A 25,974-nucleotide genomic window follows, 5' to 3' on the forward strand; every position below is an offset into this window, starting at 1 on the left:
ATCCGATTTCGGCCAATCGAGGCCGGACTGACGAGATGACGGAAGCGATGATGAGACGTGCAAGGCAGTTGGGGCGCAGATTGGACGGGACGGCATCTCGCCTGGTCCTGGCCGGCCTGGCCGGCGGGATCAACCCGAGCCCTGCCCTGGCGCAGGCCGAAACGCTGTTCGCGCTGCAAGGCACCACGTTGAGCGCCGGCCTCCTCTCGCTGATGTTCACCGGCCTCGTGGTCTTCGCCACCACCACCTCGCTCTTCTATGTCCACGAGCGCTCGCGCTGGCAGCGGCGCGAGAGCGAACTCGCCGCCGGGCTGGAAGCGGCGCGCGGGCATCAGGAACGGCTCGCCGCCCTGCTCGCGGCCGATCCGCAGGTGGTGCTGAGCTGGGACGGCCCCGGCGCCAATCCGGTCTTCGAGGGCGATAGCGGATTTCTCGGCGTCAACGGCTCGGCGATGGCGCTGGCCTATGGCTCCTGGGCACCGCCCGCCGACGCCAAGCGGATGGAGCTCGCGACAGAAGCGTTGAAGGAACGCGGCGAGGCCTTCGCCTTCACCTTCCGGGCCAAGGGCGGGCAATATGTCGACGCGGAAGGACGACCGGTCGCCGGCCGCGCCGTGATCCGCCTGCGCGAGGCCAGCGGCGAACGCGCCCGGACACTGACCCTGCAGGACGAGCTCGTCCGGGTCAGCTCCGACCAGGCGACCTTGGCGACCTTGCTCGCAGGCCTGCCCCAGCCGGTCTGGACCCGCGGCAGCGATGGCCGGCTGAGCTGGGCCAACGCGGCCTATGCCCGCGCGGTCGAAGCGGCGGATGGCGACGCAGTGGTCAAGAACGGGCTCGAGCTGTTCGACCGCTCGGAGCGCGAGGCCGCCGCCCGGGCACGCAAGGAGGGCCGTCCCTATACGGTGCGGGCTCCGGTCGTGATCGCCGGCCAGCGCCGCATCGTCGACATTCTGGAAACGCCGACCCCCTCGGGCTTCGCCGGCATCGCCACCGATATGAGCGAGCTCGAGGCGGTACGCGCCGATCTGCAGCGCCAGATGGATGCGCATGTGGGCACGCTCGACCGGCTGAAGACCGCCGTCGCGGTCTTCGACGCCTCGCAGCGACTGGTCTACCACAATAGCGGCTACGAGACGCTGTGGTCGCTAGATCCGAGCTTCCTGGAGAGCCGGCCGAGCGATGGCGAGATCCTCGACCGGCTGCGCACCGAGCGCCGCCTGCCCGAGCTCGGCGACTACCGCAGCTGGAAGGCCGGCGTGCAGGCCGCCTACACAGCGACCCGCGCCAGCGAGGACTGGTGGTATCTGCCCGACGGGCGCACCATCCACGTCGTCGCGAGCCCGCATCCGCAGGGCGGCGTGACCTATCTCTTCGACGACGAGACCGAGCGCTTCACCCTGGAATCGCGCTTCAACGCCCTCTCGCGCACCCAGCGCGAGACGCTGGATTCGCTGCGCGAGGGCGTCGCGGTGTTCGGCTCCGACGGCCGCCTCAAACTCTCCAACCCCGCCTTCTCGCAGCTCTGGAAGCTCGCGCCGGAGCGCACCGTCGGCGCGCCCCATATCGACGAGGTCGTCAGGCTGTGCCGGCCGCTCTTCCCGGAGGATGCGGTCTGGACCGAGATTCGCAGTGCGGTCGCCGGCGTGCGCGATGCGCGCGAGGATTACCGCTGTCACATGGCGAGGCGTGACGGAACGGTGCTCGACTGCTCGGCGGCGCCGCTGCCGGACGGCGCGACGCTGATCACCTTCGCCGACGTCACCGCAGGCGTGAATGTCGAGCGGGCGCTGACCGAGCGCAACGAGGCGCTGGAGAAGGCCTCGCGGCTGCGCGAGGAGTTCGTCCATCACGTCTCCTACGAGCTGCGCTCGCCGCTCACCAACATCATCGGCTTCGCGCAATTGCTGGGCGAGGAAACGATCGGCGCGCTCAACGAGAAGCAGCGCGACTATGCCGGCCACATCGTGCGCTCCTCGGGCGCGCTGCTCGCCATCATCAACGACATTCTCGACCTCGCCTCGATCGACAATGGCGCGCTGGCGCTCAATCTCGATGAGGTCGACGTCGCGCAGACGATCGCCCAGGCGACGACCGGGCTGCAGGACCGGCTCACCGACAGCAAGCTCAAGCTGCAGGTCGAGATCGCGCCCCAGACCGGGCCGCTGCGGGCCGACGGCAAGCGCCTGCGCCAGATCCTGTTCAACCTGATCTCGAACGCCATCGGCTTCTCGCAGCCGGGCCAGACCATCCGGATCAGCGCCGGACGCGTCGGCGGCGAAATCCGCATCACCGTGGCCGATGACGGCCGTGGGATCCCGGACGAGGTCAAGGAGAAGGTGTTCGACCGGTTCGAGAGCCATTCCCTGGGCTCGCGCCATCGCGGCGTCGGTCTCGGCCTGTCGATCGTCCGCTCGATCGTCGAGCTGCATGGCGGCCGGATCGAGCTGGAATCGGCGCCGGGCGCCGGCACTCGCGTCACCGCCGTCTTCCCGCCCGAGGGCATGCGCATCTCGGACGCTGCGGAATGAGCGAGGAAGCCGCCAAGGCGGGCACGCATACCCTGGTCCTCAACGACGAAGCCGCGACGACCAGGCTGGCGCGCGACATCGCCGACATCCTCAGGACCGGCGACATCGTCGCGCTTTCCGGCCATCTCGGCGCCGGCAAATCACTGATCGCCCGGGCGATGCTGCGGCGGCTGGCCGAGGATCCGGAACTCGAGGCACCGAGCCCGACCTTCACCCTGGTCCAGAGCTACGACGCCCCGAAGAGCCTGCTGCTCCATGCCGATCTCTACCGCGTGCGCAGCCCCGACGAGCTCGACGATCTCGGGCTGATCGAGGATCTGGAGCGGGCGATCACCCTGGTCGAATGGCCCGACCGCGCCGGGGCGCGCCTGCCGGCCGGGCGACGCCTCGACATCGTCATCGAGGTCGATCCGGAGAACCCTGAGACCGGGCGGATCGCAACCCTGTCGGGCGGCGTGCTCTGGCGCGCCCGGCTCGCCATCGCCATCGGGGCGCGCCGGATGATCGACGCCGCCGGCTGGAGCGATGCCGATCGCCAGTTCATGCTGGGCGACGCCTCGAGCCGGGCCTATGAGCGGCTGACGCGGGAAAACGGCGAGACCGCGATCCTGATGATCTCGCCGCCGCGCCCGGACGGTCCGGCGATCCGGCAGGGCAAGCCCTATAGCGCCATCGCCCATCTCGCCGAGACGGTCGACGCCTTCGTGGCGATGGACAAGGGCCTGCGCTCGCTCGGCCTCTCGGCACCGCAGATCCTGGCCCAGGACCTCTCGACCGGCCTGCTGCTGATCGAGGATCTCGGGCCCGGCCTGGTGATCGACGAGAACGGGCCGATCCCGGAGCGCTACGAGGCCGCGGCACGGCTGCTCGCCGAACTGCACCGCCACGCCCTGCCAACCATCCTGCCGGTGGCCGAGGCGCGCGACCATGTCATCCCCGATTACGACCGCGAGGCGCTGGCGATCGAGACCGAGCTGGTGCTCGACTGGTATGCCCCGCACATCGCCGGAGTGACGCTGCCGGCAGTGACGCGGGCCGAGTTCGGGCGGATCTGGGACAGGCTGTTCGACGAGGTCTTCGCGACGCCGGCGACCTGGACGCTGCGCGACTACCACTCGCCGAACCTGATCTGGCTGCCCGACCGGGTCGGCCATGCCCGGCTCGGACTGATCGACTTCCAGGATGCTGTGCTCGGCCATCCCGCCTATGACCTGGTCTCGCTCGGCCAGGATGCGCGCATCGACGTGCCGGCAGCGCTGGAGCTGAAGCTGCTCGCCGCCTATGCCGGGGCGCGGCGCGGCAACGACCCGGCGTTCGATCTCGCCGGCTTCGCCCGCGCCTATGCGATCCTCGGCGCGCAGCGCAATACCAAGATCGCCGGCATCTTCGCCCGTCTCGACAAGCGCGACGGCAAGCCGGGCTATCTGAAGCACCTGCCCCGGATCGAGGCCTATCTGCGCCGCGATCTCGAGCATCCGGCGCTGGCCGAGCTGAAGGCCTGGTACCAGGCGCATCTGCCGAAGCTGTTCGCCACGCAGGAAGCGCCCGCCGAAGCATCGGCCGAGGCCGAGCCGGAGGCAGAAACCGGAGCGCCGGCCAAGTCGCCACCCGAAGAACCGTGACAGCCGCCGAATCCGGCGAACAGCCGAGCTGACCGATCTCGCTACGATGGATTCCGGCGCTCCGCTTCGCTGCGGCCGGAATGACGGCGCTGGTTGAGGCCGCAGGACTTGAGCGAATCCCGCCGGCATGGCTGATAGGCTGGACATGCCGAACGGCCAGGAGATTCGCTTGACGCAGACGACAACGCCGCCGATCCGCCGGGCGATCGTGCTGGCGGCCGGGCTCGGCAAGCGCATGCGCCCGATCACCGACACCCTGCCGAAGCCGCTGGTCGCTATCGGCGGCAAAACCATGCTCGACCATGCGCTCGACCGGTTGGCGGAAGCCGGCGTCGAGCGGGCGGTGGTCAATGTCCACCATCTGCCGGAGCGCATCGAAGACCATCTCGCGGCGCGCGAGCGGCCGCAGATCGTGATCTCCGACGAGCGCGGCCTTTTGCTGGAAACCGGCGGCGGCGCCAAGAAGGCGCTGCCCGAACTCGGAACCGAGCCGTTCTTCAGCGTCAACGCCGACTCGCTGTGGAGCGAGAACGGCATCTCCAACCTGTCCGCCATGGCTGCGGCCTGGGACCCGGCCCGGATGGACCTCTTGCTGCTGCTCTCGGAGCGCGCGGGGAGCGTCGGCTTCGACGGCGCCGGCGATTTCTTCCGCGATGCAGAGGGTCGGCTGGCACGGCGCGGCAAGGCCGCCAGCGCTCCCTTCGTCTATGCCGGCGTCGCGATCATCAAGCCGGAGCTCTTCGCCGACACGCCGGAAGGCTCGTTCTCGTTCAACCTGCTGTTCGACCGGGCGATCGCGGCCCGCCGGCTGTTCGGCCATGAGCTCGACGGGCGCTGGCTGCATGTCGGCACGCCGGAGGCGATCCCGCTCGCCGAGGCCGCCTACGCCGCCCATCGGGCCTGAGCGGCATGGCCGGGCTCAACCTGTTCAGCATCCCGGCCGGCGCGCCCTTCCTGGCCGTGCTGGCGGAGGCGCTGCTGGCCGGGCGCTTCGGCAAGGCCCATGACCCCGCCGACCCGACGGCGCTGTCGCGCACGACGCTCTATCTGCCGACCCAACGCGCCGCCCGCGCCCTCGCGGCGATCCTGTCGGAAAAACTCGGCGGCCGGCCGCTGCTCCTGCCGCGCATCGTGCCTCTTGGCGATGTCGACGAGGCCGAGACGGCGCTGATCGCCGGCTCCGGCGAGATGCTGGCGCGCGTCGCGCCGATCGAACCGCTGCAACGCCGGCTGATCCTGGCCCGGCTGATCGCGCAATGGGGCAAGGCGGCCAACCGCCAGCATCTGCGGCTCGATCCGGCCGAGCCGGCGCTGGTGCCCTCGACGCTCGCCGAGGCCTGGGGCCTCGCCGGCGACCTCGCCGGCCTGCTCGACCAGATGCAGACCGAGGGCGTCTCGCCCGAGCGGCTACGTGGCCTCGACGCCGCCCGCTTCGACGAGATCTGGCAGTTCAACGCCCGTTTCCTCGATATCGTCGCCGAGACCTGGCCGGCGATCCTGGCCGAGCGCGGCGAATGCGACCCGGCCGATTTTCGCAACCGCATGCTCGAGGCCGAGCGCCGGCGCCTCGAGGCCGGCGGCCTCTCCGGCCCGGTGATCGCCGCCGGCTCGACCGGCACGGTGCCGGCCACGGCGCGACTGCTCGCCACGATCGCCCGTCTGCCGAACGGCGCGGTGGTGCTGCCCGATCTCGACGAGGCGCTGCCGGAGCCAGCCTGGCGGGCGATATCCGGGGAGCCCGCGCCCTCGCATCCGCAGGCCGCCCTGCATCATCTCCTGGAGGTGATCGGCGCCGGCCGCGACGAGGTCGAGAGTCTCGCCCGGCCAGCCGAAGCGCTTGCCGCCCGGCGTGATCTGCTGCGGCAGGCGATGCTGCCGGCGACGGTCACCGATGGCTGGGCCGGCATCGCCGCCGCGCCCGGCGCGGACACGGCACTCGCCGGCCTGCGCGTGGTCGAAGCCGCCGACGAGCGCGAGGAGGCGCTCATCGCCGCGCTCGCCTTGCGCGAGGCCCTCGAACGGCCGGGCGAGCGCGCGGCGCTGATCACGCCGGATCGCGGCCTCGCCGAGCGCGTCGCGATCGAGCTTCGGCGCTGGGGCATCGTCGCCGACGATTCCGCCGGCTTGCCGCTCGGGCGCTGGCCGGCCGGGGCGCTGCTGCGCCTCGTCCTCGACGCCGTCGCGACGGAGTTCGCGCCGGCCGGCATCGTCGCCCTGCTGGCGCACCCGCTCTGCCGGCTCGGCCTCAGCGAAGCCGTGCTGCGCCAGGGTGCGGCGACGCTGGAGATCGGCTGCTGGCGCGGCGAGACGGTCGGCCGCGGCCTTGACGGGCTGCACCGGGCCTTTGCCGGGATCGAGGACCTGATCGATGCCAAGCATGCGCCGCGCCCGCGTCGCAAGCTGACGCCGGAGGATCGCGCCGCCGCCGAGCAGGTGCTCGCGCGCCTCGACGCAGCGCTGGCGCCTCTGGCAACGGCGCTCGCCCGGCGCGAGCCGGTGCTCGCCGAGGTCGCGGGAGCCGCCCGCGCCGCCGTCGCGGCACTCGGCAGCGACGAGAGCGGCAGTTCTCTGGTCTTCCGCGGCCCCGATGGCGAGGCGCTGGCCGCGCTGTTCGACGAGATCGAGGCCGCGCTGGCGGAGGCCCCGACGGAAGGGCGGGCGCGCGACTGGATCGCGATCCTCTCCGGGCTGATCGACGAGCGCGCGGTGGTCAGGCGCGAGCCCGGCCATCCCCGCCTGAAGATCTGGGGCCTGCTCGAGGCCCGCCTGCTCGAAGCCGAACATGTCGTGCTCGGCGGGCTGATCGAAGGCGTCTGGCCGCCGACGACACAGACCGATTCCTTCCTGAACCGGCCGATGCGTGCCGAGCTGGGGCTGACCTCGCCGGAACGGCGCATCGGCCAGACCGCGCATGACTTCGTCCAGGCGGCGCTGGCGGGCAAGGTGACGCTGACCCGTGCCCGCAAGGCCGGCGAGGCGGAGACCATCCCCTCGCGCTTCTGGCAGCGCCTGAAGGCGGTGACTCCGACCGATGCCTGGCAGGCGGCGGAGGCGCGCGGCCGCGAGCTGATCGGCTGGGCCGGGTTGCTCAGCGCCCCGGCGCGGGCGACGCCGGCGAGCCGCCCGAAACCGGTGCCAGCGTCGCATCTGCATCCGAAGCGGCTCAGCGTCACAGAGGTCGAGACGCTCTATCGCGACCCCTATGCGCTGTTCGCTCGCAAGATCCTGAAGCTCGACGCCCTGCCGGAAATGGCGGAGGACCCCGGCGCCTCCGATCGCGGCTCCCTCCTGCACGACATCGTCGCCGAGTTCGCGCAGACCTATCCCGAGCAGATGCCGGCCGGCGCCGCCGCCAGCCTGATCGAGATCGGCGAGCGGATGTTCCGTGCCTTCGACGAGACGCCGGAGGTGCGTGCCTTCTGGTGGCCGCGCTTCCTGATGATCGTGGAGAACTTCGTCGGCTGGGAGGAGAGGCGGCGGCCGGAGCTCGCCAGGGTCGCGGTCGAGCACGACACCCAAGGCGAGTTTCCCCTGCCGGGCGGCGGCGGCATCCTGCTCACCGGCCGCGCCGACCGGATCGAGGTGACGCGCGAAGGCAAGCTCAGGATCATCGACTTCAAGACCGGCGCGCCGCCGAGCGACGAGCAGGTCAGGCTCGGCTTCGCCCCGCAACTGACGCTCGAAGCCGAGCTTGCGCTGCGCCACGGCTTTCCGCCCACCGTCAGGGCCGCGCCTGTCGAGGCGCTCATGTACCTGAAGCTCGGCCACGACCCGAAGAGCTGGCAGAAGGACAAGAAGCTCGCCTTCAAGGACGAGAGCCAGGCCGACGTCACCGCCCGCCATCTTGCGCATCTGCTCGCGCATCTTTCGGATTTGCGGGCCGGCAAGGAGCCCTATGTCTCGCGGCGGGCGCCGGCCTACATCAAATATGCCAGCCCCTATGATCAGCTCGCGCGGGTCAAGGAATGGTCGGCCGCGCCCGGCCTCGGCTCCGAGACGGGAGACGAGGCATGAGTGCCCACGCCACCCCTTCCGGCTGGGTGATCCCTGCGCTGACGAAGGCCAATCAGGCGCTGGCGGCCGAACCCGATCTCAGCGCCTGGGTGGCCGCCAATGCCGGCTCGGGCAAGACGCATGTGCTGGTCAACCGGGTGCTGCGGCTCCTGCTCGACGGGGTCGCGCCCGGGCGGATGCTCTGCATCACCTATACCAAGGCCGCCGCCGCCAACATGTCGAACCGGCTGTTCCGTGCGCTCTCGGAATGGGCCGTAGCAGATGACGAAGCGCTACGCGCAACCCTGGCGAAGCTGACCGGGCAGGCGCCCGGCGCTGCCGGCCTCGCCCGGGCGCGGCGGCTGTTCGCGCAGGCGCTGGAGACGCCGGGCGGCCTCAAGATCGAGACGATCCACGCCTTCTGCACCCGCGTTCTGCAGAGCGCGCCCTTCGAGGCGAACGTGCCGGCGCGCTTCGAGGTCGCCGACGATCTCGCCCAGGACGAGCTGATGCGCGATGCCAGGCGCGACCTGCTCGCGACCACCGCCGCCGACCCCAGCGGACCGCAGGCGCGGGCGCTGCGTTTCATGGCGCGCGAGGCGGCGCAGGATAGTTTCGACCAGATCATGCGCGAGGCGCTGCACCAGCGCGCGCTGTTCAATGACGGCCTGGGCCGGGCGCGCAGCCCGGAGGAGATGGAAGCGGGCGTCGCCGCCTTCCTCGGCATCGCGACGGAGCTGACGCCGGAGGCGGTGCAGCAGCGCTTCGGGGCGGAGCTGGCGGCCATCGGCGGTATCTCGGCGCTGATCGACAGCTTCGACGCCGGCAGCGCGACGCGGCAGAAGGCGGCGGCGGCGCTGCGGCTCGCGCTGTCGACGGAAGCCGGGATCGACCCGGTCGCGGCCTGCCGGGCCGGCATCCTGACCCTCGAAGGCACGGTCAGCCAGCATGTCCGGGGCAAGGGCAACAGCGCCCTGCCGGCCCATCTCGACGAGGCGCTCGACACCGTCGCCGGCTGCCTGCTGCGTGCGATCGAGCAGCTCAACGCCATCGCCGTGCGCGAGCGCAGCAATGCGCTCGCCGTGTTGGTGACGCATATCCTTTCCGCCTATCAGCGGCTGAAGGCACAGCGCTCGCTGCTCGACTATGACGATCTGATCGGCAAGACGCGCTCGCTGCTCGACCGGGTCGACCCGGCCTGGGCGCTCTACAAGCTCGATGCCGGCATCGACCACATCCTGCTCGACGAGGCGCAGGACACCAGCGCGGCGCAATGGGCGATCCTGCGCCGCCTCGCCGAGGAGTTCTCCGCCGGCGAGGGCGCGCGTGATCAGGCGCGGCCGCGCACAGTCTTCGTGGTCGGCGACGAGAAGCAGTCGATCTACGGCTTCCAGGGCGCGGCGCCGCGGCATTTCGGCGAGGAACGCGCCCGGCTGGGCAAGCGGCTGGACGCGGCCGGCCAGCGCTTCGCTCCGATCAGCCTCAACACCTCCTTCCGCTCGGCGCCGGACATCATGCAGGCGGTCGACGCCGTCTTCGCACCGCAGGCGCATTGGCGCGGCCTCGTCTTCGACGGCGGTGCCGGGCCGGAGCGGCACGATACGGTCAGGCAGGCGGCGATCGGCGCGGTCGATCTCTGGCCGATCTCTGCCGACGATGCCGGCAACAAGCCCGATGCCTGGACGACGCCGGTCGATGCGCCGGAGCGCCGCTCGGGGCTGGTCAAGCTCGCCGCGCGCATCGCCGAGGTGCTGAAGCGCTGGAAAGAGGCCGGCCATGACGATCTCGGCCGACCGTTCAAGCCGGGCGACGTGATGATCCTGCTGCGCCAGCGCGGGGCGCTGTTCGAGGCGATCGTCAAGGCGCTGAAGGATGCCGGCGTGCCCGTCGCCGGGCGCGACCGGCTGACGCTCGCCGAGCATCCCGCCATCGAGGATCTGGTCGCGCTCGGCCGCGCCATCCTGCTGCCGCAGGACGATCTCTCGCTGGCGATCACGCTGAAGACGCCGCTGTTCGGGCTGGGCGACGACGACCTCTTGCGCTTTGCCCCGGAGCGGCAAGGCTCGCTGCGCGAGGCGCTACGCCAGGCCGCAGAGAGCGAGCCGCGCTATGCCTCTGCCGAGGCCAAGCTGACCGAACTCGGCGAGGATGCCGGGCGCAACGGCCCGTTCCGCTTCTTCGCCGGGCTGCTCGGCCCCGGCGGCGGGCGCAATCTCGCTCTGGCACGGCTCGGGCCGGAGGCGGGCGACGCGCTCGACGCCTTCCTCAGCGCCGCGCTCGACCATGAGCGGCGCTACGGGCCTTCGCTCGCCGGCTTCCTGCACCATATCGGTGCGGTCGCAACGCAGGTGAAGCGCGATCTCTCGGCCAGTGCCGGCGAGGTCCGGGTGATGACGGTGCATGGCTCGAAGGGGCTCGAGGCGCCGTTCGTCATCCTCGCCGATCTCGGCGTCGCGCCCGGCGAGCGGCGCCTGCCGAAGCTGATCGGCGTCGAGACGCCGGGCGGCGTGCCGGTGCCGATCTGGGCGCCGGCCAGGGCCGGCGATTCCAGCGCGACCCGCGGCGCCAAGGACGAGATCGTCGCGCAGATGATCGAGGAGCATCACCGCCTGCTCTATGTCGCGATGACGCGGGCCGAGGAGCGGCTGATCCTCTGCGGCGTACAGGCCAAGGGCGAGGCGCCGGAGGGTTCCTGGTACGCCATGGCCGAGCTCGGGCTCTCTGGCTCGACGAGCGGGCTCGGCGAGGTCGCGGCGCCCGATGGCGATGGCACAGTCCGGCGCTTCATGGTCTCGCAGCCGCAGGCGCAGCCTAAAGCCGAGACGCAGGCGACGCAGGCCGGCGCCATCGCCCCGGCCTGGCTCGCCCGCTCCGCCCCGCCGGAGCAGGAAGCGCTGCCGCCGCTGCGGCCCTCCAACGCGCTGGGCGCCGCCGACGCCGCGGCCCGTCCGGCCGACGGCCCGTTCCTCGCCGAAGCGGCGGCGGCCGGACGCCTGGCGCATCTCCTGCTCCAGATCCTGCCGGAGGTGCCGCCCGAAAGGCGCGGCGAAACCGCCCGCGCTCTGGCGGAAGCGCGCGGTGCAAATCTTTCGTCCGAGCGCCGCCAGCGCATCTGCGCCGACGCACTGGCGCTGATCGCACGGCCGGAGCTGGCGGCGCTGTTCGCGCCGGGCAGCCTCGCCGAAGCGCCGCTCGCCGGCGAGGTCGTCTTGCCCGGCGGGCAGGTGCGCCCGGTGATCGGCCGGATCGATCGGCTCGCGGCGACCGATGACGAGGTGCTGATCGCCGATTTCAAGACGGCGGCGCGGGCGCCGAAGGACGCCGCCTCCCTGCCCGCGACGACGTTGGCGCAGCTCGCCGTCTACCGGCGCCTGGTCGGCGAGATCTATCCGGGCCGGACTGTCAGAGCGCTGGCGATCTACACGGCAAACCTCACCGTGCTCGAGCCGAGCGCGACGGAACTCGATGCCGTTCTGGCGAATTTGGCAGGGTAGACCTGCTTGATCGTGAGGCGAGCCAGCCTTGACCCTGGCGGCGTCGGTTCATAGCTTCCGGAACGAATGGCGGCGCGAAAGCCGTCTCGCAAATCGAAAAGGCGACAGCCATGGCGACGACGAAAGTGACCGATGCGAGCTTCGAGGCCGATGTCCTCAAGTCGAGCCAGCCGGTGGTGGTGGATTTCTGGGCCGAGTGGTGCGGTCCCTGCCGGATGATCGGCCCGGCACTCGAGGAGATCGCCGGCGAGCTCGACGGCAAGGTCAAGATCGTGAAGATGAATGTCGACGAGAACCAGCAGATCCCGGCCCAGTTCGGCATCCGCTCGATCCCGACCCTGATGCTGTTCAAGGACGGCAAGCTGGCCTCGCAGAAGGTCGGCGCCGCCCCGAAGAGCGATCTCTCGCGCTGGATCTCGGCCGCGGTCTGATCCTTTGCAGCTGCAGTGAAAGAGGCCCGCCTTCCCCAGGGAAGGCGGGCCTCTTCTGTTCCAAGCGCGCCGTCATTCCGGCTGGAGCGAGGCGAGAAGCCTCAGCCCTTGCGGTTGTCGAGCGCGAAGGAGCCGGGGCCGGCGAAGACAATGTAGAAGAAGATGAAGCAGAACAGCAGGGCCGGCTCGCCGCCATTGAGCAGCGGGTAGAAGCTCTTGGGCGCGTGCGCCATCCAGTAGGCGACGGCCATCAGCCCCGACAGGACAAAGGCGGTCGGGCGGGTGAGGAAGCCGACCGCGAGCAGCGCGCCGCCGACGACTTCGAGCACCGCCGCGGTCCAGCTCAGGCTGAAGGCGGCCGGCATGCCCCAGGAGGGCGCGACCGGAAAGGCGAAGAGCTTCTGGGTGCCATGAGTGAAAAAGGTCAGCGCCGTGACGATGCGCAACAGCGCAAGCGAATGCGGAGCAAAGCGGCTCAACGAACTCAGGGTCGGCATGCAGAAATTCTTTCCTATTCGAGACTAGATTAGAGAAATTCCATTCGAATGGCGGCCTTTGCTGGCAAATATCTGATTCACCACTCAAGGCGGTTGTCAGCGACGGCTCAGGGGCGATCAACTCACATTTTCGTTTGCAGTGCAGCAAAGGACGGCGGCGGCAAATCCGCCACAGTGCGGAAAACTCGCCTCTTTGGCGGCATTCCGCCGCGCGGCGCGCTTAACCGACCCTTAAAAGCGCCATGTTTAAATTCTGTTTGGAAATTGGCCGGCCGCCTGTCGCGCGCCGGCCATGGGGCCTGAACGGGGCGGGATGAACGACCGGTCGAGACGGAACGGAGAGCGGCGCGAGCCCTCATTCGAACCTGCGCGCGAGAATTACGAGCGCGACGACGGCGAATTGCGCCTATCGGCCGAGGACCGCCCCTATCGCGGAGGAAAGAACCCCGTGGCACCGCGCCAGCAACCGCGCCGCCAGAAGACCGAAGGGCGTGGCGGCCGCAGGCCGCGCCGCAAGGGCCGCTCCTTCTTCGGCCGGATCTTCTATTGGGGCTTCGTCCTCGGGCTCTGGGCCGTGCTCGGAGTCGGCGGGGTCGTCGCCTATCACGCAGCGCAATTGCCGCCGATCGACCAGCTCACAGTGCCGAAGCGGCCGCCGAACATCGCGATCCTCGCCGCCGACGGCTCGCTGCTCGCCAATCGCGGCGAGACCGGCGGGCGGACGATCACGCTCGGCGAAGTCCCGCCCTATCTGCCGAAAGCCTTCGTCGCCATCGAGGACCGGCGCTTCTACGAGCATTTCGGCATCGACCCGATCGGCCTCACCCGCGCCGTCGTCAACAACGTCACGAAGCGCGGCGGCGTCCAGGGCGGCTCGACCCTGACCCAACAGCTCGCCAAGAACCTGTTCCTGACCCAGGAACGCACCGCCGCCCGCAAGATCCAGGAAGCGATCCTCTCGCTCTGGCTGGAGCGGACCTACACCAAGGACCAGATCCTCGAGCTCTATCTCAACCGGGTCTATTTCGGCTCGGGCGCCTATGGCGTCGAGGCCGCCTCCCAGCGCTATTTCAACAAATCGGCACGCTCTGTGACGATCGCCGAGGCGGCGATGCTCGCAGGCCTCGTCCAGGCGCCGTCGCGGCTGGCGCCAAACCGCAATCCGGAAGCGGCGGAGAAGCGCGCCCAGCTGGTGATCTCGGCGATGGCCGATCAGGGCCTGATCTCGCAGGCCTCGGCCAAGGGCGCGTTGATCGCGCCGGCCGAGGCGGCCGAGCGCACCGGCGCCGGCTCCGTCAACTACGCCGCCGACTACGTCATGGACGTGCTCGACGACTTCATCGGCGCGATCGAGGGCGACGTCACCGTCCTGACCACGATCGACACCAAGCTGCAGGCCAGCGCCGAGACGATGCTGGTCGAGACTCTGAACGCCCAGGGCGCCAAGCAGAACGCCAGCCAGGGCGCCATCGTCTCGATGGCGCCGGACGGGGCGCTGCGCGCGCTGATCGGCGGGCGCGACTACACCAAGAGCCAGTTCAACCGGGCGACGGCGGCACGGCGCCAGCCGGGCTCGGCCTTCAAGCCCTTCGTCTATCTCGCGGCGCTGGAGAACGGCCTGACGCCGGATGCGATCCGCGACGATTCGCCGGTCTCGATCAAGGGCTGGCAGCCGGAAAACAACAGCCGCACCTATCGCGGCCCGGTGACGCTGCAGACCGCCTTCGCGCTCTCGCTCAACACCGTGGTGGTCAAGCTCAACCTGGAGATCGGCCCGAAGGAAGCGGTCCGGGTGGCGCAGCGCCTCGGCATCAATTCGGCGCTGCAGGCCAACCCCTCGCTGGCGCTCGGCACCTCCGAGGTCACGCCGATCGAATTGACCAGCGCCTATGCGACCTTCGCCAATGGCGGCAAGAGCGTGCTGCCCTATGTCATCCGCGAGGTGAAATCGCTCTCCGGCAAGGTGCTCTACGCCCGCAAGGCCTCCGGCTTCGGCGAGGTGGTGAAGCCGCAGATTCTCTCGATGATGAACACCATGTTCAACGAGACCATGGTGCGCGGCACCGGCAGCAAGGCCAATTTCCCAGGCTGGGAGCTCGGCGGCAAATCGGGCACGACGCAGGATTTCCGCGATGCCTGGTTCGTCGGCTTCAGCTCCCGGCTGGTGACGGCGGTCTGGCTCGGCAATGACGACAACAGCACGATGAAGCGCGTCTATGGCAGCGGTCTGCCGGCCGATATCTGGAGCAAGTTCATGAAGGCCGCCCATGCCGGCCTGCAACCGGCGCCGCTGCCCGGCGGGCTCTGGCATAGCGGACCGAAATCGATCTTCGAGCCGGGCGAGCCCGTCGCCGGCGTGGCGCCGCGGCCGCAAGCTGCGATCGAGGGCGATCGGGCTTGGGTCCCGCCACCGCCGCAGGAGAAGAACTTCCTGGAGCGCCTGTTCGGCGGGTAGAACATCGTCATTCCGGGCTCAGACCTATCGGCCTGCCCCGGAAAGACGACGAGGTCGCCGATGCCTCACGTCCCGCGCGGCTTGGCCCGCGTCGTCGGCGGCGCGGCGGCTGGATCGTCCGGCCAGGGATGGCGCGGATAGCGGCCCTTCATCTCGGCTTTCACCGCGGCCCAGGAGCCGCGCCAGAAGCCCGGCAGGTCGCGCGTCACCTGGATCGGCCGATGCGCCGGCGAAAGCAGCTCCAGCACCAAAGGCACGCGCCCGCCGGCCAGCGCCGGGTGCCTGGCCAAGCCGAACAGCTCCTGCACCCGGACCGAGATGGTCGGCCCGGCCTCGGCGCCGTAGTCGACGGCGAGCTGCGAGCCGGTCGGCGCGGCGAAATGCGTCGGCGCCTCGACATCGAGCCGGCGCTTCAAATCCCAGGGCAATAGCTCGGCCAGCGCCCCGTCGAGATCGCCCGGCGTGACCGAGGCGAGCGATGTGCGACCGACGATATGCGGCGCAAGCCAGTCCGCCGCGCCCTCGGCGAGCCCGGAATCGGAAAGATCCGGCCAGCCGCTACCCGGTCCCTCGGCCGCACGCAGGAAGGCGACGCGCTCGCGCAATTGCGCCTGCGCATTGCTCCAGGGCAAAACCTCGATGCCGAGGCCGGCAAGGCCCTTTGCCAGGACGACGGCGTTCTCCTCGCTCGCCTCGACCGTCAGGGGACGCTCGGCCAGGATCAGCGCCCCGAAACGCCGGCTGGCGCGGGCGCGCAGCGCCCTGGCGGCGCGATCGAACGAGGTCTCGGCCTGCTCCGACAGGCGGGTGCGGATCAGGCCGGAGGCAGCGAGCGCGGCGATCTCGGCCTCGACGATCGCGGCGGCGCTGAGGATCCGGGCCTGAGCGGCGCTGCCGGTCATCTCGCCAACGACCAGATAGGGCTCGCGCGCCAGCCGCTGGCCGGGCTCCAGGGCGGCGCCACGGCCATTGGCGAGCAGATACTGGCCCGAGCCCGGCTGGCGCGCCTTGGCGACCCGGTCGGGAAAGGCGAGCGCCAGCAGGAAACCGGGCGAATGCGTACCTGCCTCGCTCCTCGACGACTTCGCCTGCACCTGCCTCGCCCAACCCTCGGCGAGGCGGCGCATGTCGGCGGCGCGGCCGCCGCGCTCGCGCCCGAAACGCTCCAGGCGCTCGGCGAGGTCGATCGCATCGCCGCCGAGCCCGCGCTCGACCAGGAGGGCGGCCAGCGACGCCGCCTGCCCGGCCTCGCCGAAGCCGGCGGCGCCGGTGACCATATGGGCGAGGCGCGGCGGCAGCGGCAGCGCCTGCAGCGCCTTGCCGGAGGCAGTGATGCGGCCGTCGGGATCGAGCGCTTCCAGATCGTTCAGCAGCAGCCGCGCTTCCTTCAGCGCCGGGGCGGGCGGCGGATCGAGGAAGGCGAGCGTCGCGGGGTCGGCGACGCCCCAGGCGGCGCAGTCGAGCAGCAACGGGGCAAGGTCGGCGGAGAGGATCTCCGGCCGGGCGAAGGCCTCGAGCGCACCATTGCCGGCCTCCTCCCAGAGCCGGTAGCAGATGCCGGGCTCGGTGCGGCCGGCGCGGCCGCGGCGCTGGTCGCTGGCAGCGCGGCTCGCGCGCTGGGTGACGAGCCGGGTGATGCCGATATCGGGCTCGTAAAGCGGCACCCGCGCCAGGCCGGAATCGATGACGACGCGCACGCCCTCGATGGTCAGCGAGGTCTCGGCGATCGCGGTCGCCAGCACGATCTTGCGCCGGCCCTTGGGTGCCGGCAGCACGGCGCGGTCCTGCTCGGCCTGGTCGAGCGCACCATAGAGCGGCGCGATCTCGACCGCAGGATCGCGAATCTTCTCGCGCAGCCGCTCCTCGACCCGGCGGATCTCGCCCTGCCCAGGCAGGAAGACGAGCAGCGAGCCGCGCTGCTCGTTCAGCGCCAGCAGCACGGCATCCGTAACCTGGTCCTCGATGCGCTTCAGCGGGTCGCGGCCGAGATAGCGCGTCTCGACGGGATAGGCCCGGCCCTGGCTCTCGATCACCGCGGCATCGCCGAGCAGCCGCGCGACCCGCGCGCCGTCGAGCGTCGCCGACATCACGAGGATGCGCAGATCCTCGCGCAGACCGGCCTGGGCGTCGAGCGCCAAAGCGAGGCCGAAATCGGCATCGAGCGAGCGCTCGTGAAATTCGTCGAAGAGTACCGCCGCGACACCCTCCAGCGCGGGGTCGTCGAGGATCATCCGGGCGAAGACGCCTTCGGTGACGACCTCGATGCGCGTCTTCGGCCCGATCTTCGAGCCGAGGCGGACACGCAGGCCGACCGTCTCACCGACACGCTCGCAAAGCGTCTGCGCCATCCGGGCGGCGGCGCCGCGGGCGGCGAGCCGGCGCGGCTCCAGCACGATCAGCTTGCCGCCCTTGCTGCCATTTTGGGCCCAGGGCTCGTCCAGCAAGGCGAGCGGCACGCGCGTGGTCTTGCCGGCGCCGGGCGGGGCGACGAGCACGGCGTTCGGCCGCGCACGCAAGGCGGCGGACAGATCGTCGAGGACGGCGTCGATCGGCAGGGCTGTGTCGAAGCTGCGCATGCCGGCATGTGCCCCGGAGGCAAGCGCCTGCGCAAGCGTTTCGGCCGCGTATAGGCGTCTCGCCTCAGGCGGCGCGGCGCAGCCCGACCTCGAAGGGGTGCAGGCTGACCGCGCCGATGCGGGCCGAGACCAGCGTGTTGCGGGGCAGCGCCTGCCAGCACTCACGCGCCGCATCGATCGGCTCGGAGGCGATCACCACGGCGTCGCCACGGTCGCAGAGATAGAGCGTCGGTGGCTTCTCGTCCGAGGACCAGCGGACGGCATGGATGGTCTCGCCATCGGCGAGCGCGGCGGCACAGCGCAAGGGCTCCCGGATGCCCGCCTCCTGCATCAGGGCGAGCGCGTCGCCGAGCGCGCCGGCCAGCGCCTCGCCCGGCGGCGCGCCCTCGCTCATCCGCGCCAGCGCCAGCAGGAACAGCACCTCCGAATCGGTGGTGCCGACGCGCGCGCCATAGAGCGGATCGGGAATCAGGCTCTCGAGCCGGCGCCGGATCAGGCCGTAGCCGCCGATCTGGCCGTTATGCATGAACAGATGCCGGCCATGGACGAAGGGGTGGCAATTGGCCCGCGTGCTGGCCGTGCCGGTCGCAGCGCGGACATGGGCGAAGAACAGATGCGAGCGGACGAGGCGGGCGATCGAGAGCAGGTTCTCGTCCGACCAGGCCGGGCGAATCTCGCGGTACTGGCCGGGCTCGGGCCGCTCGCCATACCAGCCGACGCCGAAACCATCGCCATTGGTGCCGGTCTTGGCCTCCTCGGCATGCAGCGACTGGTGGATCAGCGAATGGCAGGGCGAGGCGACGAGATCCTCCAGGAACACCGGCGCGCCGGCATAGGCGAGGAAACGGCACATGGGCGGCCCCGAATCAGGCGCGGCAGGACGCCGCAAGGACAATCTGCGCGACAAGCATGAATGCCGCCATAACGGCTTTTTTGGAGCAGGCGCTAACGGCATGTCCACGCCCCGCCCAGCGCGGCGGTGGCGGTTGCGACCCCTTCGGGCATCGTTTAACCAGCAACCGCAGTGGGGCAGGCAGTTCCGCGCCAAGCGGGCGGGGGAGACGATCTTGAAATCGATGCTGACAGCAGCGGGCGCAGCGCTCGCGTTCGGCCTGTTTCCGCAAAGCGCGCTCGCCGCCGGCGACATCGGCGGCGCGACCATGAGCGTCGCCTGGGCCCTGCCCTTCGCCGGCATGCTGCTCTCGATCGCGCTGGGACCAATCCTGTTCCCGCATTTCTGGGAGCATAATTACGGCAAATTCGCCGCCTTCTGGGCGCTCCTGCTGCTGGTGCCGCTGGTGCTGCTGCGCGGCTTCGAGCCGGCGCTGGGCGCGCTGCTGCACACGGCCCTGCTCGAATACACCCCGTTCATCATCCTGCTCTTCGCCCTGTTCACCATCGCCGGCGGCATCCTGGTGATGGGCAATCTGCATGGCACGCCGGCGACCAACACGGCGCTGCTCGCGATCGGCACGGCGATGGCGAGCTTCGTCGGCACGACCGGCGCCTCGATCATCATGATCCGGCCGCTGCTGCGCGCCAACGACAACCGCCGCCACAACGTCCATGTCGTGGTGTTCTTCATATTCCTGGTCTCGAATATCGGGGGCTCGCTGACCCCGCTCGGCGACCCGCCGTTGTTCCTGGGCTTCCTGCGCGGCGTGAACTTCTTCTGGACGACGACGCATCTCCTGCCGGAGACGAGCTTCGCTGTCGTGATCCTGCTCGCGCTGTTCTATGCGCTCGACAGCTTCCTGTTCCGCAAGGAGGAGGGCCTGCCGGCACTGAAGGATCCGACGCCGGACCGCGCCATCAAGCTCTATGGCAAGATCAACATCCTGCTGCTTTTCGGCGTCATCCTCGCCATCCTGATGTCGGCGAACTGGAAGCCGGGCGTCGTCTTCACCATCCAGGGCGTCCATCTCGAACTGCAGAACATCGTGCGCGACGCGATCCTGCTCGGCCTTGCTCTGCTTTCGCTGAAGCTGACGCCAAAGCCGGTGCGCGCCGGCAACGAATTCAGCTGGGGCCCGATCCTGGAGGTCGCCAAGCTGTTCGCCGGCATCTTCACCTGCATCATCCCGGTGCTGGCGATGCTGCAGGCCGGCAAGGACGGCGCCTTCTCCTCGCTGGTCGCCATGGTCAGCAATGCCGATGGCAGCGCCAACAACGTCGCCTATTTCTGGCTGACCGGCATCCTCTCCTCCTTCCTCGACAATGCGCCGACCTATCTCGTCTTCTTCGAGCTGGCCGGGGGCGATGCGAAGGCGCTGATGACCACGGGCGCGCTGACGCTGACCGCGATCTCGGCCGGAGCCGTGTTCATGGGCGCCAACACCTATATCGGCAACGCCCCGAACTTCATGGTCTACGCCATCGCCAAGGACCGGAAGGTCGCGATGCCGAGCTTCTTCGGCTACATGGCCTGGTCGGGCGGCATCCTGATCCCGATCTTCCTGCTGCAGACGCTGATCTTCTTCCGCTGAGGCGCGGCCGTCATTCCGGGACATGGCGAAGCCATGGGCCCGGAACCCATATCCGCCAAGGCCGCCGAACGGCCCGAGCCGATCAGCGCCTATCGGGTCGGGCTTTGGCCATGGGTTCCGGCCCGGCCTCCGGCCGCGCCGGAACGAGGTCGCGGTTCCTCCCTGCAGCGACATCGTCTAAACCGTCGCTGACCGATCAGAGAGCCGCTCCATGACCTTGCGCCCAGACACGCTGGCGATGACCGCCGTCCTCGCCATGCTGACCGCGCTGGGCCCGCTCTCGACCGATTTCTACCTGCCTTCGCTGCCGGAGATCGCCCGGGCGCTGGGCACCGACATCGCCGGCGCCCAGGCGACGCTCTCGGCCTTCCTGTTCGGCTTCGCCGCCGGCCAGATCGTCTGGGGCCCGCTCTCCGACCGACTCGGGCGCCGACCCGTCCTGCTGATCGGCCTCGGCCTCTTCCTGGTCATGACGCTCGCCTGCGCCTTCGCGCCCTCGATCGAGGCGCTGATCGGCGCGCGCTTCGCCCAGGCGCTCGGCGCCTCCGGGCCGATCGTGCTCGGCCGCGCCATGGTCCGCGATCTCTATGACGGGCCGCGCGCCGGCCGCGAGCTGGCGCGGATGGGGATGATCATGGGTCTGGTGCCGGCCGTCGCGCCGGTCGTCGGCGGCCTGCTGCAGAACGCCTTCGGCTGGCGCTCGACCTTCATCGCGACGCTGCTCGTCGGGCTCGCCGTGCTCGCCGTGGTCGCGACGATCATGCCCGAGACGATCCGCCGGCGCTCGCCGGAGAAGCTGTCCCTGTTCGCGATCTTCCGCGGCTTTGGCGTGCTGCTGCAGAACCCGGCCTACCGCGTCTATGTCAGCCTGACCTCGCTCGCCTATGCCGGGCTCTTCTCCTTCATCTCCGGCTCCTCCTTCGTCCTGATCGGAATCTACGGCCTGACCCCGCCGGTCTACGGCCTGTCCTTCGGCTGCGTGGTGCTCGGCTACATTCTCGGGACGATCCTGGCCCAGCGCCTGGTCGGGCCCCGCGGTCTCGACGGGGTGATCGCGCTCGGCGTCGCCTGCCTCGCCGGCGGCGGCATTGCGATGCTGGTCTGCGTCGCCAGCGGCTTCGGCGGGCCGTTCGGCGTGATCATGCCGATGGCGGTCTATGCCTGCGGCGTCGGGCTGACCATGCCGCAATCGCAGGCGGCGGCGATGATGCCCTTTCCGGACCGGGCCGGTGCCGCCTCCTCCTTCACCGGGCTCTGCCAGATGCTGCTCTCGGGTTGTGTCGGCCTGCTCGTCGGCCACCTCCTCAAGGCGTCGGCCCTGCCGCTGCCGCTGGTGATGTCGGCGATCGGCGTGGCGGCGCTGGCGCTGTTCCGCGCCAGCGCGGCGACCCGCGCCCAGAAGCGCTGAAGGCGCTGCCAGGCCGGGCAAAGCCGCAGCCGCTAATTGCCCATGCGGTCGCGCCATTGCCGCTCCCCGGCCATGCAGCCGACCCTGGGCGGGCGGGACTGCGCCTTCTGGAGCAGGGCCTCGCCGGCGGGGACCTCGGCGATCTCGCGGACCAGCTTGGTCCGGGTCGCGTCGACGAACTGGTGGCGCTCGCGGATCGGGATGACGAAGGCGCCGACGCCGGTGATGACGCAGTCCTCGTAATAGACGTCGAGATTGTCGATGTCGAAATAGCTCGCCGCCTTCAGCATAACCGGCAAGCCGTTGATGCTGATGCCCTTGTCGCGGGCGGCGTCCCGGGCCTGGGTCACCGGCCTGCCGTCATTGTTGGCGCCGTCGCCGGAGATGTCGATGACCCGGCGCATGGCGACGACATTGCTCTGCTCGAGCAGGGCCATGCTGAGATCGATCGCGCCCGAGATCGAGGTCCGCCGGCCACGCCGTGTCGGCGCCTCGCCCAGCTCCTCGGCGAAGGCGATCGCCGATTGCGGCGATTCGATCACCGTCCAGGGCTTGACGATGTGCTGGAAATCGCCGCCGGCCCATTCGAAATAGGTCACCGCGATCTTGCCGATCGAGCCCTTGGCGATGGCCTCGTGCAACTGGCGCGAGCGGAAGGCCTCGATATAGCCGTTGCGCTGCAAGGCGAGCTCGTCGAGATCCATCGAATAGGAGACGTCGACGGCCAGGACCAGCGCGACATCGACCTCCTCGGGCGGGGACGCAGCCGGCTGGGCCTCGGGCGCGGTGGCCGGCCACAACGCCGCGGCCGAGAGACTCAAGAGACCGAACAGCCAGGGCCGCATCGTCACCTCCATCATCTGCCGTCGAAGCGTGACGCCGGAACGCGAAGATGATTCGGGCGAAGGCCGGCTTCAAACGAATGTGAAGGAAGTCTGCTCCGAGTTTCCAGCGCCGCCAAGCAGGAAAGCTGGGCACTCAGGGGCGGGTTCCCGCAAATGTGATCCAGCTTCGCGAACCGGCCGGTGCTCCCGATACTGCTCCGGCGCAGATGATCGCCGTCAGGCGGCGCGGCGCTTCTCGACGATCGCGAGTGCCGCGGCGAAGGCTTCGTCGACGCCCAGCGCCGAGGTGTCGAGCAGGATCGCGTCCTCGGCCGCCTTCAGCGGCGCATCGCCGCGACCGCTATCCCTGGCATCGCGCCGGCGGATATCGGCGAGAATGCCCTCGAAGGACGCCGTGTCGCCACGGCCCGCCAGTTCCCTGTGCCGGCGCGCCGCGCGGACCTCCGGCGTCGCCGTGACGAAGAGCTTCGCCGTCGCCTGCGGGCAGATCACCGTGCCGATGTCGCGCCCGTCCAGCACCGCTCCGCCGGGAGCGGCGGCGAAGCGGCGCTGCCGATCGATGAGAGCCCGGCGGACGGCCGGAATCGCGGCGACCACCGACGCGGCCTCGCCGATCTCGCGACCGCGCAGCCGGTCCTCGTCGAAGCCGCTCTCGTCGAAGCCGGCCGCGGTCGCCGCCGCGGCCTGCGGATCGTTCAGGTCCTGCCCGGCATCGAGCATGGCCCGCGCCACCATTCGGTAGAGCAGCCCGGTATCGAGATAAGGCAGGCCGAAATGCGCGGCGAGCCGACGCGCCAGCGTCCCCTTGCCCGAGGCTGCCGGGCCATCGACCGCGATCACCAGAGGCGCGGCGAGACCGGCGGTCACGCTCGTCTGAATGGGCTGTTGCGGCAGGGTCACGGGCGTCTCTGGGTTCTCGGCAGGCCGGCGGCGCGGGGGGCCGGCTTCAGCAGCGCCGGCCTTCGCTTTTCATCTCCTGCTCTAGAGCATGGTGCGGGCAAGGGGGAGCCGTTTTTCTTGCCCGAGCCCGCGCGTCGGGGCCGGGTGGTTTTGCGGCATGCGGGCCGCCCGCCGGCATGGGAGAAATCAGTATTTGACAGGCGCGCCCTGCCCGACTAACGGACGCCCCTGCTTTTCAGAACCCTTTCCGCACGTAACTCGAAAGTCCGACGCCGTGGCGAAACCGGAACTTGGCACCAAGCGCGTTTGTCCCGTGACAGGCCGCAAATTCTACGATCTCGACAAGGATCCGATCGTCTCCCCCTATACCGGGCAATCCTATCCGCGTTCGGTGTTCGAACCGCAGGCCAAGGCGGCGGCCGTTGCCGCAGCCAAGCCGAGCGATGACGAGGACGAGACCGAGGCCGGCGACGGCGCGGTCGAGCTCGTCTCGCTCGACGAGGCCGATGCGGAAGCCTCCGAGAAGGAGGCTGTCGTCACCAGCGACGACGATATCGAGATCGAAGACGACGGCAGCAGCGCCGACGATGACGACACCTTCCTGGAAGAGGACGAGGAAGGCGACGACGACGTCTCCGACCTGATCGATGGCGACATCGAGGGTGACGAGGACGCTTGAGGCGCCCTTTTTCCAGGCCCGAATGAAAAAGCGGGACGCGCTTCACATTCGGGCTTGTGTCCAGGCGAAAGCCTGCCTATAGAGCGCTTCGTCGCTGCCGCGACGAGGCGCAGGGCTCCACCGGAGCCGGCGATAAGAGAATTCCAGCCGCTCCCCAAGGTGGCTGCGATAGTGGGGCCATAGCTCAGTTGGGAGAGCGCTTGAATGGCATTCAAGAGGTCGGCGGTTCGATTCCGCCTGGCTCCACCATCTCCTACTAAGTCGTTGATCTTCCGAAAAATCGTTTGATTGCAGCGGCTTGGCGTGCTGTTTGGTCCACATTTCTGGTCCACAACGCACAGCGAACCTGATGGCGCGCCGCTCCGAACACCTCCTCCTGCGTGGCAATATTTGGTGGCTCCGGGTCCGGGTGCCGGACGCGCTAAGGCCGATCATCGGCAAGGGGGAGATCAGGCGGTCTTTGAAGACCTCCGATGGGACAGAGGCCAAGCGCCGGGTTCGCATCGAGCGCATCAAGGTCGAAGCCGAGTTCGACGATGCCCGCGCGGCTCTGGAGCGACAGCGCGCGGCAGCCCGGGGCGCCACGGCCGCTCAGCTCACCCTGACGGAAGAACAGGTCTGGGCATTGGCGACCCGATGGTTCGTCGAGCAAGAGAGGGCAGGTGTCACCCGTCCGGTCGAGATCGGAGACGAAGAGGTCATCCAGAACCTCAGCGAGGATCTCGCTCATGTCGAGCGGTTCGATGAGGTCTCGGCCACCGTTCGAGAAGAGGTCGACAAGCTGTTGGCGGAGGCTGGCCTCTTCCCGGGAAGTGATTCGGTCGAACCGGCATGGCGAGCGAAGCTCTCGCGAGCCGTCCACGCCGCGATGATCGAGCGTGAGAAGCGCCTGCTCAATCGGGTGACGGGAGGCGCGGGCGTGATGCTCAACCCGAACTTCCACGGTCTGTCCGCCGCGACGGAATTGAAACCCGTTGCAATCTCCACCGTTACGCTCGCCGATCTGATCAAGCGCTACAACGCCGACCCGACGCGAGCAGCGCCTTCGCCCAAGACGAAACTCAAGCAGGATGCCCAGGCCCGGCTGTTCAAGGACGTGATCGGCGGGAAGACGCTGGTCTCCGCCATCGGCCGAGAGCAGGCACGCAAACTCCTCGACACGGTCAAGGCGCTGCCCTCCAACGCGACAAAGCGCTTCTCCAAGAAAAAGCTGACCGAGGTCCTGGAGATCGCCAAGGCGAAGGAGCTAGCGCCGATGTCGGTCACGACCGCCAACAGCTACATGAGCGCCTTCGTCTCGCTGCTCGACTTCGCCGTCGCGGAGCACATCATCGAAAAGAACCCGGCGACCGGCCTGAGGCTCGCCAGCGACGGCGTGAAGCGCAAGGACAAGCGGCTTCCTTTTGCGGTCGAGGACCTCAACGCCATCTTCGCAGCGCCGCTCTACAGCGGCTGTGTCGACGACGGGGCGGGGTATAATCGGCCCGGACCCAATCGGCCGCGCAGGGGGCGCTTCTGGGTCCCGCTGGTGTCACTCTATTCGGGGATGCGCCTCAACGAGGTCTGCCAGCTCAGCGAGGATGATATCGTGATCGACGATGGCACGAACATCATTCTGGTCCGGTCCGACGAGGATGGCGTGAAGCGGGTCAAGACCGCAGCCGGTCACCGCTTCGTCCCGATCCATCCCGAGTTGAAGCGGCTCGGCTTCCTCGACCATGTCGCCGCAGTCAGGAAGACGCAGCCAGCGAAGGCGCGGCTTTTCCCCGAGCTGACCACCGCGAGCACGGGCTACATCTCCGACAATTTCAGCAAGTTTTTCGCCATCTTTCTCGACAAGGTCGGGATCAAGGACAGTCGCAAGAACTTCCACTCTTTCCGACACAGCTTCCGGGATGGGCTGCGCGATGGCCTGCTGCCGGTTTCGTGGACACCGAGATTGGGTGTTTCATGAAGCGGGAGGTGGCATATGCAGCGAAGACAGTTTGGGCGTGAGTTCAAGATCGAGGCGGTCCGCCTGATCAAGGACCGCGGAGTGAGCGTGGCGCAGGCATCCC

General features: G+C 69.5%; 16 protein-coding genes and 1 tRNA gene. 12 read left to right on the forward strand and 5 right to left on the reverse strand.

Annotated elements, in window-relative coordinates:
- The first annotated feature begins 50 nt into the window (after positions 1-50).
- The 6 genes from J0J10_RS09340 to trxA all read left to right on the forward strand — a co-directional run bounded on the left by J0J10_RS09340 (position 51) and on the right by trxA (position 12,071).
- Positions 51-2,531 (forward strand): sensor histidine kinase, encoded by a 2,481-nt coding sequence (locus J0J10_RS09340; protein WP_291646217.1) that lies wholly within the window; start codon positions 51-53, stop codon positions 2,529-2,531.
- Entirely contained in the window at positions 2,528-4,153 is a 1,626-nt protein-coding gene (gene tsaE, locus J0J10_RS09345; RefSeq protein ID WP_291646218.1) for a tRNA (adenosine(37)-N6)-threonylcarbamoyltransferase complex ATPase subunit type 1 TsaE, read from the forward strand. The genes J0J10_RS09340 and tsaE overlap by 4 nt, the downstream gene beginning before the upstream one ends.
- A gap of 169 nt (positions 4,154-4,322) precedes the next feature.
- Positions 4,323-5,057 carry a nucleotidyltransferase family protein gene (locus J0J10_RS09350; RefSeq protein ID WP_291646219.1) on the forward strand — a complete coding sequence of 245 codons (735 nt, stop codon included), beginning with the start codon at positions 4,323-4,325 and terminating at the stop codon, positions 5,055-5,057.
- Positions 5,058-5,062: 5 nt separating this feature from the next.
- Entirely contained in the window at positions 5,063-8,167 is a 3,105-nt protein-coding gene (gene addB / locus J0J10_RS09355) for a double-strand break repair protein AddB (RefSeq protein ID WP_291646220.1), read from the forward strand.
- Entirely contained in the window at positions 8,164-11,640 is a 3,477-nt protein-coding gene (gene addA, locus J0J10_RS09360; protein WP_291646221.1) for a double-strand break repair helicase AddA, read from the forward strand. Before addB ends, addA begins: the two co-directional genes overlap by 4 nt.
- 110 nt (positions 11,641-11,750) lie before the next feature.
- Positions 11,751-12,071: a thioredoxin gene (trxA, locus tag J0J10_RS09365; protein ID WP_291638482.1), complete on the forward strand. Its 321-nt coding sequence runs from the start codon at positions 11,751-11,753 to the stop codon at positions 12,069-12,071.
- A gap of 101 nt (positions 12,072-12,172) precedes the next feature.
- Here trxA and J0J10_RS09370 read toward each other — a convergent pair whose 3' ends face one another.
- Positions 12,173-12,568 (reverse strand): DoxX family protein, encoded by a 396-nt coding sequence (locus J0J10_RS09370; RefSeq protein ID WP_291646222.1) that lies wholly within the window; start codon positions 12,566-12,568, stop codon positions 12,173-12,175.
- Between the two features lie 313 nt (positions 12,569-12,881).
- On the opposite strand from J0J10_RS09370, the gene J0J10_RS09375 reads away from it, so the two are divergent.
- Entirely contained in the window at positions 12,882-15,023 is a 2,142-nt protein-coding gene (locus J0J10_RS09375; protein ID WP_291646223.1) for a transglycosylase domain-containing protein, read from the forward strand.
- Positions 15,024-15,088: 65 nt separating this feature from the next.
- Here the strand turns inward: J0J10_RS09375 and hrpB are convergent, their stop codons facing one another.
- Together hrpB and J0J10_RS09385 are read right to left on the reverse strand one after the other, a co-directional pair.
- On the reverse strand, positions 15,089-17,599 hold the full coding sequence (gene hrpB, locus J0J10_RS09380) for an ATP-dependent helicase HrpB (RefSeq protein ID WP_291646224.1): 2,511 nt from the start codon (positions 17,597-17,599) through the stop codon (positions 15,089-15,091).
- A 64-nt stretch (positions 17,600-17,663) separates the two neighbouring features.
- Positions 17,664-18,452, reverse strand: a complete 789-nt coding sequence (locus J0J10_RS09385; protein WP_291646225.1) for a class II glutamine amidotransferase — start codon at positions 18,450-18,452, stop codon at positions 17,664-17,666.
- Positions 18,453-18,675: 223 nt separating this feature from the next.
- On the opposite strand from J0J10_RS09385, the gene J0J10_RS09390 reads away from it, so the two are divergent.
- Both J0J10_RS09390 and J0J10_RS09395 read left to right on the forward strand, forming a co-directional pair.
- Positions 18,676-20,085: a sodium:proton antiporter gene (locus J0J10_RS09390; protein WP_291646226.1), complete on the forward strand. Its 1,410-nt coding sequence runs from the start codon at positions 18,676-18,678 to the stop codon at positions 20,083-20,085.
- A 211-nt stretch (positions 20,086-20,296) separates the two neighbouring features.
- A complete protein-coding gene (locus tag J0J10_RS09395; protein ID WP_291646227.1) occupies positions 20,297-21,493 on the forward strand; it encodes a multidrug effflux MFS transporter in 1,197 nt (398 codons plus the stop codon).
- Between the two features lie 32 nt (positions 21,494-21,525).
- Here the strand turns inward: J0J10_RS09395 and J0J10_RS09400 are convergent, their stop codons facing one another.
- Both J0J10_RS09400 and cmk read right to left on the reverse strand, forming a co-directional pair.
- Positions 21,526-22,338 carry a DUF1194 domain-containing protein gene (locus tag J0J10_RS09400; protein ID WP_291646228.1) on the reverse strand — a complete coding sequence of 271 codons (813 nt, stop codon included), beginning with the start codon at positions 22,336-22,338 and terminating at the stop codon, positions 21,526-21,528.
- Between the two features lie 216 nt (positions 22,339-22,554).
- Positions 22,555-23,181 carry a (d)CMP kinase gene (gene cmk / locus J0J10_RS09405; RefSeq protein WP_291638504.1) on the reverse strand — a complete coding sequence of 209 codons (627 nt, stop codon included), beginning with the start codon at positions 23,179-23,181 and terminating at the stop codon, positions 22,555-22,557.
- Positions 23,182-23,512: 331 nt separating this feature from the next.
- On the opposite strand from cmk, the gene J0J10_RS09410 reads away from it, so the two are divergent.
- From J0J10_RS09410 to J0J10_RS09420, 3 genes are all read left to right on the forward strand, one after another.
- Positions 23,513-23,917 (forward strand): TIGR02300 family protein, encoded by a 405-nt coding sequence (locus tag J0J10_RS09410; protein WP_291638474.1) that lies wholly within the window; start codon positions 23,513-23,515, stop codon positions 23,915-23,917.
- Between the two features lie 173 nt (positions 23,918-24,090).
- Positions 24,091-24,166 (forward strand) — tRNA-Ala (locus tag J0J10_RS09415).
- A 100-nt stretch (positions 24,167-24,266) separates the two neighbouring features.
- The gene (locus J0J10_RS09420; protein WP_291646229.1) at positions 24,267-25,871 is read left to right on the forward strand and encodes a site-specific integrase; all 1,605 of its coding nucleotides are present in this window, start codon (positions 24,267-24,269) and stop codon (positions 25,869-25,871) included.
- Positions 25,872-25,974 lie beyond the last annotated feature (103 nt).

It is taken from the genome of Allobosea sp., assembly GCF_017308075.1.
Classification (GTDB): domain Bacteria; phylum Pseudomonadota; class Alphaproteobacteria; order Rhizobiales; family Beijerinckiaceae; genus Allobosea.